At 70.8% G+C, this 11,480-nt stretch carries 11 protein-coding genes; 6 read left to right on the top strand and 5 right to left on the bottom strand.

The window, feature by feature from the left end; all coding sequences use genetic code 11:
- Positions 1–120 precede the first annotated feature (120 nt).
- From galE to idi, 3 genes are all read left to right on the top strand, one after another.
- Positions 121–1,089: a UDP-glucose 4-epimerase GalE gene (gene galE / locus AB0D34_RS25230; protein WP_362665001.1), complete on the top strand. Its 969-nt coding sequence runs from the start codon at positions 121–123 to the stop codon at positions 1,087–1,089.
- Between the two features lie 149 nt (positions 1,090–1,238).
- Entirely contained in the window at positions 1,239–2,180 is a 942-nt protein-coding gene (locus AB0D34_RS25225) for a cation diffusion facilitator family transporter (protein WP_362664999.1), read from the top strand.
- A gap of 205 nt (positions 2,181–2,385) precedes the next feature.
- Positions 2,386–2,979: an isopentenyl-diphosphate Delta-isomerase gene (gene idi, locus AB0D34_RS25220; RefSeq protein WP_031036715.1), complete on the top strand. Its 594-nt coding sequence runs from the start codon at positions 2,386–2,388 to the stop codon at positions 2,977–2,979.
- A 6-nt stretch (positions 2,980–2,985) separates the two neighbouring features.
- Here the strand turns inward: idi and AB0D34_RS25215 are convergent, their stop codons facing one another.
- Both AB0D34_RS25215 and AB0D34_RS25210 read right to left on the bottom strand, forming a co-directional pair.
- Complete coding sequence (locus AB0D34_RS25215) at positions 2,986–3,486, bottom strand: ATP-binding protein (protein ID WP_362664997.1); 501 nt, start codon at positions 3,484–3,486, stop codon at positions 2,986–2,988.
- Between the two features lie 126 nt (positions 3,487–3,612).
- The gene (locus AB0D34_RS25210; RefSeq protein ID WP_362664995.1) at positions 3,613–4,218 is read right to left on the bottom strand and encodes a DUF308 domain-containing protein; all 606 of its coding nucleotides are present in this window, start codon (positions 4,216–4,218) and stop codon (positions 3,613–3,615) included.
- Between the two features lie 70 nt (positions 4,219–4,288).
- Between AB0D34_RS25210 and AB0D34_RS25205 the strand changes: the two genes are divergently transcribed.
- Positions 4,289–5,047 (top strand): enoyl-CoA hydratase/isomerase family protein, encoded by a 759-nt coding sequence (locus tag AB0D34_RS25205; protein ID WP_362664993.1) that lies wholly within the window; start codon positions 4,289–4,291, stop codon positions 5,045–5,047.
- On the opposite strand, the gene AB0D34_RS25200 is transcribed toward AB0D34_RS25205, so the two are convergent.
- Entirely contained in the window at positions 5,034–5,669 is a 636-nt protein-coding gene (locus AB0D34_RS25200; RefSeq protein WP_362664991.1) for a DJ-1/PfpI family protein, read from the bottom strand. The genes AB0D34_RS25205 and AB0D34_RS25200 overlap by 14 nt on opposite strands.
- 11 nt (positions 5,670–5,680) lie before the next feature.
- The gene (locus tag AB0D34_RS25195) at positions 5,681–6,640 is read right to left on the bottom strand and encodes a GlxA family transcriptional regulator (RefSeq protein ID WP_362664989.1); all 960 of its coding nucleotides are present in this window, start codon (positions 6,638–6,640) and stop codon (positions 5,681–5,683) included.
- Between the two features lie 491 nt (positions 6,641–7,131).
- Here AB0D34_RS25195 and AB0D34_RS25190 point away from each other — a divergent pair, with 491 nt between their 5' ends.
- Complete coding sequence (locus tag AB0D34_RS25190) at positions 7,132–7,263, top strand: LPFR motif small protein (RefSeq protein WP_252100478.1); 132 nt, start codon at positions 7,132–7,134, stop codon at positions 7,261–7,263.
- Positions 7,264–7,343: 80 nt separating this feature from the next.
- Complete coding sequence (locus tag AB0D34_RS25185) at positions 7,344–9,719, top strand: Tex family protein (RefSeq protein WP_362664987.1); 2,376 nt, start codon at positions 7,344–7,346, stop codon at positions 9,717–9,719.
- A gap of 79 nt (positions 9,720–9,798) precedes the next feature.
- Here the strand turns inward: AB0D34_RS25185 and abc-f are convergent, their stop codons facing one another.
- On the bottom strand, positions 9,799–11,442 hold the full coding sequence (abc-f, locus tag AB0D34_RS25180; protein WP_362664985.1) for a ribosomal protection-like ABC-F family protein: 1,644 nt from the start codon (positions 11,440–11,442) through the stop codon (positions 9,799–9,801).
- Positions 11,443–11,480: the final 38 nt, after the last annotated feature.

Below are 11,480 nucleotides of genomic sequence, written 5' to 3'. Positions count from 1 at the left end.
CCCCGGCCTTTGCCGCGATCATCATCGGTGATCCGGGGCCCCGCCCACAAACCGCGCTCCGCAGAGCGGACATCCGGGACATCGTGAGGGTCCGGGAGCATCGGCATAGGGTGGACGACCATGACGTGGCTGATCACCGGCGGTGCCGGGTACATAGGGGCGCATGTGGCGCGGGCCATGACGGGGGCCGGGGAACGGGTGCTCGTCCTGGACGACCTCTCGGCCGGGGTGCCCGCGCGGCTTCCCGCCGACGTGCCGCTGGTCCGCGGCTCCTCGCTGGACGGCGGCCTGCTCAAGCGGGTGCTGGCCGAGCACGCGGTGACGGGTGTGGTGCATCTCGCGGCACGCAAGCAGGTCGCCGAGTCGGTGGCGCAGCCCACCCGCTACTACCAGGAGAACGTCGGCGGCCTCGCGACCCTCCTGGAGGCGGTCGCCGAGGCCGGGATCGGACGCTTCCTCTTCTCCTCCTCGGCGGCCGTCTACGGCAACCCCGATGTGGGGCTGATCACGGAGGAGACGCCCTGCGCCCCCGTGAACCCGTACGGCGAGACCAAGCTGGCCGGGGAGTGGCTGGTGCGGGCGGCCGGACAGGCACACGGGATCTCCACCGTCTGTCTGCGCTATTTCAACGTCGCCGGGGCCGCGGCGCCTGAGCTCGCCGACACCGGCGTCTTCAACATCGTGCCCATGGTCTTCGACCGGCTCACCCGTGACGAGGCTCCGCGGATCTTCGGCGACGACTATCCGACGCCGGACGGCACCTGCGTCCGTGACTACATCCATGTGTCCGATCTGGCCGAGGCCCATCTCGCGGCGGCCCGGCGGCTGTCCGAAGGCGGGCAGAGCGGTGATCTGACGGTCAACATCGGTCGCGGCGAGGGCGTCTCCGTGCGCGAGATGGTCACGGCGATCGGTGAGGTGACCGGAGACGGACGACCGGCCGTCGTGGAGCCCAGGCGCCCTGGGGACGCCCCCGTGTCGGTGGCCTCGGCCGCCCTGGCCGCCGAGACGCTCGGCTGGAGCGCGCGGCGCGGGGTGCGCGAGATGATCGACTCCGCCTGGCGCGGCTGGCAGCTGCACCACCGCTGAGGTCGCCCTGACCTGGGGTTCGTTTCCGCAGGTCAGGGCACATGACAACGGTGTTCAGTGCCGCGTTGCCCGGTACCCCCCACCCGTAGTTCACTGATCCCGGACGGGCTGTTCGGCTGTTCCGGATCAATGCGTAGGAGGCGGCTTCCATGGGGGCAGGGCACGATCACGGGCACGCGCACTCGCATGCGCCGACCGGCGGTACGGCCACCGCGGCGTACGTCGGCAGGCTGCGCGTGGCGCTGTCGATCACGCTCACCGTCATGGTGGTCGAGATCGTCGGCGGCATCGTCGCGGACTCCCTCGCCCTGGTCGCCGACGCGGCGCACATGGCGACGGACGCGCTGGGCCTCGGCATGGCCCTTCTCGCGATCCACTTCGCGAACCGCCCGCCGACCGGCAACCGCACCTTCGGCTACGCCCGCGCCGAGATCCTCGCCGCCCTCGCGAACTGTCTGCTGCTGCTCGGCGTCGGCGGGTACGTCCTGTACGAGGCGATCCAGCGGTTCGTGACGCCCGCCGACACCGAGGGCGGGCTCACCATCGTGTTCGGCGCGATCGGTCTGGTCGCGAACATGATCTCGCTGACCCTGCTGATGCGCGGTCAGAAGGAGAGCCTGAACGTGCGCGGCGCCTTCCTGGAGGTCGCGGCGGACGCGCTGGGCTCGCTCGCGGTGCTGATCTCGGCGACGGTGATCCTGACCACGGGCTGGCAGGCCGCCGACCCGATCGCCTCGCTCGTCATCGGGTTGATGATCGTGCCGCGCACCTTCAAGCTGCTGCGCGAGACCCTCGACGTCCTGCTGGAGTCGGCGCCCAAGGACGTCGACATGGCGGACGTACGCACGCACATACTGGCTCTGGACGGCGTCGAGGACGTGCACGACCTGCACGCCTGGACGATCACCTCGGGGATGCCGGTGCTGTCCGCGCACGTGGTCGTGCGCACCGACGTCCTCAGTGCCACAGGCCACGAGAAGATGCTGCACGAACTCCAGAACTGCCTCGGCGACCACTTCGACGTGGAGCACTGCACCTTCCAGCTGGAGCCGGGCGGGCACGCGGAGCACGAGGCGCATCTGTGCCACTGATCGTTTCCGCGCCATTGACACACGTGTACGGTGCATGAAACGCCCGTTCTGACGGAATGCAGCGATCCGGCTCACCTTTGCGTCCTCCACCCCACAGCCCCGCCCCGGGCGGTTCCGGGTCCGCCGCGCCGGGCACGATCAACTGCTGGGAGTGCCCGATCAGTGCGGCACACTTGGGGCGCGAAGACCGATGTGAAGGATGGGTATGCCGACCACACCTGCCACCACGACGCACACACCGTCGAACGGCGCCGCGAACGCGATCCTGCTGGAACTGGTCGACGAGCACGGTGTGACGATCGGCACCGCGGAGAAGCTCGCCGCCCACCAGCCGCCGGGGCAGCTGCACCGCGCCTTCTCGGTGTTCCTCTTCGACGAGCGAGGTCGGCTGCTCCTCCAGCAGCGCGCGCTGGGCAAGTACCACTCCCCCGGTGTGTGGTCCAACACCTGCTGCGGCCACCCCTACCCGGGCGAGGCGCCCTTCGCGGCGGCGGCCCGGCGGACGTACGAGGAGCTGGGGGTCTCCCCGTCGCTGCTCGCCGAGGCGGGCACGGTCCGCTACAACCACCCGGACCCGGACTCGGGCCTGGTCGAACAGGAGTACAACCACCTGTTCGTCGGCATGGTGCAGTCCCCGCTCGGCCCGGACCCGGAGGAGGTCGCCACGACCGCTTTCGTGACCCCCGCCGAGTTGGCGGAGCGGCACGCGAAGGACACCTTCTCGGCCTGGTTCATGACGGTGCTGGACGCGGCCCGTCCCGCGGTCAGGGAGCTGACGGGCCCGTCCGCCGGCTGGTGAGCGCCCTCAGACCACGCGCACGGGCTTGAGCGGCAGGGCGGCCCAGATCACCTTGCCGCCGCCGGACGTGTGCTCGACGTCGCACACCCCGCCCGCCTCCCTGGTGACCTCGCGCACCAGCAGCAGCCCGCGCCCGCCGGTCTCGCTGTGGGGATGGTCCAGGGCGGTCGGACGGTAGGGGTGGTTGTCCTCGACGGACACCCGTACCCACTCCGCGCCCACGGCGACCTCCACGGCGAGCATCGGCGAGAGCAGGGCCGCGTGCCGTACGGCGTTCGTGACCAGCTCCGACACGATCAGCAGGAGGCCCTGGACGAGGTCGTCCGAGACGGGCACGCCCTGGCGGTACAGCAGGTCCCGTACGGCGTGTCGCGCCTGCGGGACGGATGCCTCGACGGCTGGGGCGGTGAACCGCCACACACCCTCGTACGGCAGCGGATCCGGTCCGGGAGGTTCCGCTCCGCCGCCCGGTGGGCGAGGGCCGTACCCGCGCCCATGGTCGTCCATTCTTCGGTCGCCACCTTTGCGCTCGATTGTCACCACACATCGAGTGTTGGCAGCGCGTCACTCCACCCCGGATACCTGAACAGAAGTCAGCGGATATCGAATGCCTCTGACTGTTTCCGTGCGGAACTACTCGGGTGGTGTCGGTTTGGCGGCGGCCTCGTGCTGCTGCGTGACCATCCCAACGATTTTGCGGCCGCCGAAGCCGGTCGCGACGAGGCCGAGGCCGTCGAAGAGCAGGCCGAGTGAGAAGAAGCAGCCGATCACGTACTTGCTGCTGCTCGGCCAGGAGGCCAGCACAAGGATGCCGAGCAGCAGACCGAAGGCGCCCTGGACGAGGGTCCAGCCGAACTGCGGTCCGCGCACCACCAGGCTGCCGACCAGCCGGAACACCCCGCCGGTCAGGAAGAGCAGCGCGGCGAACATGGTCAGGGCCGCGGCCGCTGCCTCCGGGCGCCCGATGACGACGACACCGGCCGCGATGTTCAGGGCCGCGACGACCACACCGAGCCAGAAGAAGTTGGAGTCCCGGGCCTGGATCGCGTGCAGCAGTCCGACGATGCCACCGATCAGCAGGAGCCAGCCGAACAGGAGCATCGAGGTGAGCGTGGCCACACCGGTGTAGATCAGCCCCACCAGGCCGGCGATCACCAGGATCACCCCGAGCGCGGCCAGCCAGCCGAAACTGCGGCTCAGCTTGGCGGTCTCGGGGTTCTCCGCCCTGTTCACGGTCATGGGGGGCCTCCTCGCGCTGCGGCCCCCCTTCTTGATCGTACGGTCGAGGGGTACGGCTAGCATCCGACGCATGGAGTACCCGGAGCCGCAGCTGCTGCACACCGTCACCGACTCGGTCGCTACCGTCGTAGTGCACCATCCGGCCAAGCGCAATGCCATGACGGCCGCGATGTGGCGGTCGCTGCCGCCGCTGCTGGACACGCTGGCCGCCGATCCGGACGTACGGGCTCTGGTGCTGACCGGGCACGGCGGGACCTTCTGCGCGGGCGCCGACATCTCCACGCTGCGGGGGTCGTCCGAGGAGGCACAGGGGCTCGCGGTGGACGCCGAGGAGGCCCTCGCCGCGTTTCCGAAGCCGACGCTGGCGGCGATCCGGGGGCACTGCGTGGGCGGTGGGTCGCAGCTCGCGGCGGCGTGCGATCTGCGGTTCGCCGAGGAGGGCGCGCTGTTCGGGGTGACGCCGGCGAAGCTCGGGATCGTCTATGCGGCCTCCTCCACCCGGCGGTTGGTTTCGCTGGTCGGGCCGGCCGCCGCCAAGTACCTGCTGTTCTCCGGGGAGTTGATCGACGCGGAGCGGGCACTGCGCACGGGCCTGGTCGACGAGGTACTGCCCAGGGGTGAACTCGCCAAGCGGGTCGGGGAGTTCACGCGGATCCTGGTCTCCCGTTCGCAGCTGACGCAGGCCGCGGCGAAGGAGTTCGCGGACGGGCGCACGGACCGGGACGCGTACTGGACCGGGCAGGCGCGGGGCAGCGGCGACACCGCGGAGGGGGTCGCCGCGTTCCTGGAGCGCAGGGCGCCGCGCTTCACCTGGTCTACGTCAGGATGAAGCGGCTCCCGGAGCGGAGCTTGTCGACGAGATGCGCGGGCGCCTTCTCGGGCGAGCCGGCGTCGTAGGGCGGCTGCGGGTCGTACTCGATCCCCAGCTGCAGGGCCTGGGCGTGTTCATCGCCCGCGATCCGGCCGAGCAGCGTGAGCCCCATGTCGATGCCGGCGGAGACACCCGCCCCGGTGACGTACTTCCCGTCGAACACGACCCGCTCCCCGGTGGGCTCGGCGCCGAACTGCTCCAGGAAGTCCAGGGCCAGCCAGTGGGAGGTCGCGCGGCGGCCCCGGAGCAGTCCGGCGGCCGCCAGCAGCAGGGAGCCGGTGCACACGGACGTCGTCCAGGTGCTGGTGACGTCGGCGGCGCGCAGCCAGTCGAGCAGCGCCGTGTTCTCCATCTGCGGGGTCTGCCCGGGCCCGCCGGGCACGATCACGATGTCCGGGTTCGGCACCTCCGCGAGCGTCCTGTCGGCGGTGAGGGCGAGGTTGCCGGTGTCGGTACGCACCGGGCCGGTCTGCTCGGCGACGAAGACGGTCTCCGCGTCGGGGAGGCGGCCGAGGGTCTCGTACGGTCCTACGGCGTCCAGGGCAGTGAAGCGGTCGTAGAGGACGATGGCGATCTGCACGGGGAGTCCCTTCAGTGGGCCGGGGTCGGGTGGAAGCGGCGGCGGTACTCGGACGGGGCCGTGCCGAGGGCTTTGACGAAGGCGCGGCGCATCCCCTCGGGGGTGCCGTAACCGCTGGCGCGGGAGACCTCCTCGATGCCGTCGGAGGTGTCCTCCAGGAGCCGGCGGGCGTGTTCGAGCCGGACCCGGTCGACGTAGCGGCCCGGCGTCGTGCCGGTCTCGGTCTGGAAGGCGCGGGCGAAGTGGCGGGGCGAGAGCCGGGCTCGGGCGGCGAGGGCCTCGACGCTCAGGTCGTCGGCGGGGTGCTCGGTGATCCACTGCTGGACCTCACGCAGCGGCTCGCGCTGTGCGGTCTGGGCGGCGAGCTGGGCGCTGAACTGGGCCTGGTTGCCCGGTCTGCGCAGGAAGACGACGAGATGGCGGGCGATGGCGAGGGCCGCCTCCCGGCCCAGGTCCTCCTCGACCAGGGCGAGCGCGAGGTCGATGCCCGAGGTGACGCCGGCGGACGTCGACACCTGCCCGTCGCGGACGAAGATCGGGTCGGGGTCCACCTCGACGGCCGGGTGGTCGCGGGCCAGCTTGTCGCAGTACGCCCAGTGGGTGGTCACGCGGCGGCCGTCCAGCAGGCCCGCCTCGGCGAGCCGGATGGCGCCGGTGCACACCGAGACCAGGCGCTCGGCCCGCGGCCCGTGCTCGCGCAGCCAGTCGGTGAGACGGGCATCGCGGCGCCGGGTGCCCTGACCGCCGGGGACGAGGAGGGTGTGCGGGGCAGCGGCCTGCGCGAGGGCTTCGTCCGGTACGACGGTCAGACCGCTGGAGGTGCGTACGGCAGCTCCGTCCAGCGAGGCCGTACGGATGCGGTAGGTGCCCGGTGTGTGCTGCTCGGCCCCGGCGAAGACCTCCAGCGGGCCGGTCACGTCGAGGCTCTGCACACCGTCGAAGAGGAGGAAGAGAACGGTTCGCTGCGCCATGTCATCGATTCTTGGGCCGGGGTGCGATGGCCGCAATGACGAGTTCCCCACCTTTTCTGCCATGCGGGTCAGGGCCGCAGCGGAGCTGGCGGCGATCGGCGTCACCCGTCCGAGGACCGGCAACCGCAGCGTTCTACAACTACAAACACGAACTGGTGGCCGAGCACGTGCCCGGCGGCACGCACGCGTGCCGCCGACTCGGCACTGCGCCGCCTGCTGGGAGACGAGGCGGTGGCCTCCGACGGTATGGCCGAGGCCGCACGCCGCCCGCCCGCTGTACGGACTGGAGGCCCTGGTGACGCGCACCGCGAGGAACCGGCAGGACTGGGACTCGCGGTGGGTTTCGCGCGGGCCGCGGCGGCCGCGGGGGCCCCATCCGGCCGATCTGATCGGCAAGCGCTGAACTTCCGGGCGCCGAAGATTGCCGGGCCGTCACAGAGGTACCCGTTCGTCTCCCGGTCGTCGTGGCCGGGAGAGGAAAGGGGATGCACATGTTCCGTGCGATCGCAGACGTACTGCGCCAGATAGGTGGCGCCATCGCCACCGTCGTGACCCTGCCCTTCCGGGCACTGGCCCGGCTCTTCGGCGGTGCGTCCAGCTCGACGAGGAGCCGCAGGGCCTGATGACCGCGCCCTGATCCCCGACTGTCGGTGCCGCCTGCCACAATTGCCGCGCAACCTCAGTGAGAAGGCGGTACGGGATCGTGACGACACCCGGGTCCAGCGGGTCCACCAGCGTAGGGTCCATCGAAGGCAGGATCGCCGAGGAACTCGGCGTACGGGAGCGGCAGGTCAAGGCTGCCGTGGAACTGCTCGACGGCGGTTCCACGGTTCCCTTCATCGCCCGCTACCGCAAGGAAGCGACCGAGATGCTCGACGACGCGCAGCTGCGCACGCTCGAGGAGCGGCTTCGCTATCTGCGGGAGCTGGAGGAGCGCCGGACGGCCATCCTCGACTCGGTGCGCGAGCAGGGCAAGCTCACCGAGGAGCTGGAAGCGCAGATCCGGGGCGCGGAGACCAAGGCGCGCCTGGAGGACATCTATCTGCCGTTCAAGCCCAAGCGGCGCACCAAGGCGCAGATCGCCCGCGAAGCCGGTCTGGAGCCGCTCGCCGAGGGGCTGCTCGGGGACCCGGGTGTCGCGCCGCTCGCCGCGGCCGCCGCGTTCGTCGACGCCGACAAGGGCGTGCCCGACGCACAGGCCGCGCTCGACGGCGCCAGGGCGATCCTCACCGAGCGGTTCTCCGAGGACGCCGACCTGATCGGCGAGCTGCGCGAGCGCATGTGGGTGCGTGGCCGTCTGGCCGCCAAGGTGCGGGACGGCAAGGAGGAGGCGGGCGCCAAGTTCGCCGACTACTTCGACTTCGCTGAGCCCTTCACCGACCTGCCCTCGCACCGGATCCTGGCGATGCTGCGCGGCGAGAAGGAGGAGGTCCTCGACCTCGTCCTGGAGCCCGAGGAGCCCTCCGAGCAGCCCGGGCCTTCCTCGTACGAGGGGATCGTGGCCGGGAAGTTCGGGATCGCCGACCGCGGGCGTCCCGGCGACAAGTGGCTGACGGACACCGTCCGTTGGGCCTGGCGGACCCGGATCCTCGTCCACCTCGGCATCGACCTCAGGCTGCGGCTGCGGACGGCCGCCGAGGACGAGGCGGTCAACGTGTTCGCGGCCAACCTCCGCGACCTGCTGCTCGCGGCCCCGGCCGGCACGCGCGCGACGCTGGGCCTGGACCCCGGTTTCCGTACGGGTGTGAAGGTCGCCGTGGTCGACGCGACCGGCAAGGTGGTCGCCACCGACGTCATCTACCCGCACGTCCCGGCCAACAAGTGGGACGAGGCGCTCGCCAAGCTGGCCCGGCTCGCCAAGCAGCACGCGGTCGAGCTGATCGCGATCGGCAACGGCACGGCGTCCCGTGAGACCGACAAGCTCGCCGGTGAACTCATCACCAAGCACCCGGAGCTGAAGCTCACCAAGGTGATGGTGTCCGAGGCGGGCGCGTCCGTGTACTCGGCCTCCGCCTTCGCCTCGCAGGAGCTGCCCGACATGGACGTGTCGCTGCGCGGCGCGGTCTCCATCGCGCGTCGCCTCCAGGACCCCCTGGCCGAGCTGGTGAAGATCGACCCGAAGTCGATCGGTGTCGGCCAGTACCAGCACGACCTGTCCGAGGTGAAGCTGTCGCGTTCGCTGGACGCGGTCGTGGAGGACTGTGTGAACGGCGTGGGGGTCGACGTCAACACGGCGTCCGCTCCCCTGCTCTCCCGGGTCTCCGGGATCACCTCGGGACTCGCCGAGAACATCGTGTCGCACCGCGATGCCAACGGTCCCTTCACGTCGCGCACCGAGCTGAAGAAGGTGGCCCGGCTGGGGCCCAAGGCGTACGAGCAGTGCGCGGGGTTCCTTCGGATCCGGGACGGTGTCGACCCGCTGGACTCGTCGAGCGTGCACCCCGAGGCGTACCCGGTGGTGCGGCGCATGGTGAAGACGGCGGGCCAGGAGGTCGCCTCACTGATCGGCAACACCGGTGTGCTGCGCTCGCTTCGGCCGCAGGACTTCGTGGACGAGACGTTCGGTCTGCCCACCGTGACCGACATCCTCAAGGAGTTGGAGAAGCCGGGGCGTGACCCTCGGCCGGCGTTCAAGACGGCGACCTTCAAGGAGGGCGTCGAGAAGATCTCCGATCTGGTGGCCGGGATGGTCCTGGAGGGGGTCGTGACGAACGTGGCGGCCTTCGGGGCGTTCATCGACGTGGGTGTCCACCAGGACGGTCTGGCGCATGTTTCCGCGCTGTCGAAGACGTTCGTGAAGGATCCCCGGGATGTGGTCAAGCCCGGTGACATCGTCAAGGTGAAGGTGCTGGAGGTCGACATTCCGCGGAAGCGGATCTCGTTGACGCTGCGGCTCGATGACGAAGCCGAGGCCTCCGGCGGGGAGCGGCGACAGCAGCGGGGTGGGCGGGCGCCTCAGCAGCGGCAGCGGCAGCGGCAGCAACCTCGTCAGCAGCAGGCGCCTGCTCCGGGCAACAGTGCGATGGCTGATGCTCTGCGTAAGGCCGGGCTGCTCGATTCCAAGAAGAAGGGGCGCTAGCGGTTGTGGGGAACTGCGGGGCTGTTGTGGCTGGTCGCGCCCACGCGGCGGAGCCGCAAATCGAAACAGCCCCGCGCCCCTAGGGGGTTTCCGTCACCTTGCCCGATGAGACCTCCAGTCTTCTGGTCACCCGCACCGCGTCCAGCATTCTGCGGTCGTGGGTGACCAGGAGCAGGGTGCCCTCGTAGGCGTCCAGAGCCGATTCCAGCTGTTCGATCGCCGGGAGGTCGAGGTGGTTGGTGGGCTCGTCCAGGACCAGGAGGTTCACTCCTCGGCCCTGCAACATTGCGAGCGCGGACCTCGTCCGCTCCCCCGGGGACAGCGTCGCCGCCGAGCGCAGGACATGGTCCGACTTCAGGCCGAACTTGGCCAGGAGGGTGCGGACCTCCGCCGGTTCCGTGTCGGGGACCGCGGCGCAGAAGGCGTCCAGCAGGGACTCCTCGCCATGGAAGAGCTTGCGGGCCTGGTCGACCTCGCCGATGAGGACGCCTGAGCCGAGGGAGGACTGGCCGGCGGTCAGGGGGACGCGGCCCAGCAGGGCGCCGAGCAGGGTCGACTTGCCGGCGCCGTTCGCGCCCGTGACCGCCACCCGGTCCGCCCAGTCGATCTGGAGGGACACCGGGCCGAGGACGAAGTCGCCCTGGCGGACCTCGGCGTCCCTCAGAGTCGCGACGACCGCACCCGAGCGGGGGGCGGACGCGATCTCCATCCGCAGCTCCCACTCCTTGCGCGGCTCCTCGACCACGTCCAGGCGCTCGATCATGCGCTGGGTCTGGCGGGCCTTCGCGGCCTGCTTCTCACTGGCCTCGCTGCGGAACTTGCGGCCGATCTTGTCGTTGTCGTTGTTCGCCTTGCGGCGGGCGTTCTTCACGCCCTTGTCCATCCAGGAGCGCTGCATCTGGGCCCGGTCCTGAAGGGCGGACCGCTTGTCGGCGTACTCCTCGTAGTCGTCCCGGGCGTGCCGGCGGGCCACCTCCCGCTCCTCCAGGTAGGCCTCGTAGCCGCCGCCGTAGAGGGTGATCTGCTGCTGGGCGAGGTCGAGTTCGAGGACCTTGGTGACGGTGCGGGTGAGGAACTCGCGGTCGTGGCTGACCACCACCGTGCCGGCGCGCAGGCCCTTCACGAAGCGTTCCAGGCGTTCCAGGCCGTCCAGGTCGAGGTCGTTGGTCGGCTCGTCGAGGAGGAAGACGTCGTAGCGGGAGAGGAGGAGGGAGGCGAGGCCGGCGCGCGCCGCCTGGCCGCCCGAGAGGGAGGTCATCGGCTGGTCCAGGTCGATCGCCAGACCGAGGGAGTCGGCGACCTCCTCGGCCCGTTCGTCCAGGTCGGCTCCGCCGAGGTCGAGCCAGCGCTCCAGACTGGTGGCGTACGCGTCGTCCGCGCCCGGTGCCCCGTCGACCAGGGCCTGGGTCGCCTCGTCCATCACCCGCTGGGCCTCGGCGACCCCGGTGCGGCGGGCGAGGAACTCCCGCACGGTCTCGCCGGGGCGCCGCTCCGGCTCCTGCGGGAGGTGGCCGACGGTGGCGGTCGGCGGCGAGAGCCTGAGCTCTCCCTCCTCCGGCGCGACCAGGCCCGCGAGCATCCTGAGCAGCGTGGACTTGCCCGCGCCGTTGGCCCCGACCAGGCCGATCACATCTCCGGGCGCGACGACGAGGTCGAGCCCGCTGAACAGGGAACGGTCGCCGTGGCCGGCGGCGAGGTTCTTGGCGACGAGGGTGGCAGTCATCAGACTGCCGATCCTAGTGGCCGCCGCCGGTGCACAGC

This window comes from Streptomyces sp. NPDC048420, from assembly GCF_040651535.1.
In the GTDB taxonomy this organism is placed as follows: Bacteria; Actinomycetota; Actinomycetes; order Streptomycetales; family Streptomycetaceae; genus Streptomyces.
This window is presented reverse-complemented; position numbering and strand designations above follow the sequence as displayed.

Excerpts from the sequence above, each read along its gene's own strand:
- galE (WP_362665001.1), top strand. The coding sequence starts at position 121 with ATGACGTGGCTGATCACCGGCGGTGCCGGGTACATAGGGGCGCATGTG.
- AB0D34_RS25225 (WP_362664999.1), top strand. The coding sequence starts at position 1,239 with ATGGGGGCAGGGCACGATCACGGGCACGCGCACTCGCATGCGCCGACC.
- idi (WP_031036715.1), top strand. The coding sequence starts at position 2,386 with ATGCCGACCACACCTGCCACCACGACGCACACACCGTCGAACGGCGCC.
- AB0D34_RS25215 (WP_362664997.1), bottom strand. The coding sequence starts at position 3,486 with ATGGACGACCATGGGCGCGGGTACGGCCCTCGCCCACCGGGCGGCGGA.
- AB0D34_RS25210 (WP_362664995.1), bottom strand. The coding sequence starts at position 4,218 with ATGACCGTGAACAGGGCGGAGAACCCCGAGACCGCCAAGCTGAGCCGC.
- AB0D34_RS25205 (WP_362664993.1), top strand. The coding sequence starts at position 4,289 with ATGGAGTACCCGGAGCCGCAGCTGCTGCACACCGTCACCGACTCGGTC.
- AB0D34_RS25195 (WP_362664989.1), bottom strand. The coding sequence starts at position 6,640 with ATGGCGCAGCGAACCGTTCTCTTCCTCCTCTTCGACGGTGTGCAGAGC.
- AB0D34_RS25190 (WP_252100478.1), top strand. The coding sequence starts at position 7,132 with ATGTTCCGTGCGATCGCAGACGTACTGCGCCAGATAGGTGGCGCCATC.
- abc-f (WP_362664985.1), bottom strand. The coding sequence starts at position 11,442 with ATGACTGCCACCCTCGTCGCCAAGAACCTCGCCGCCGGCCACGGCGAC.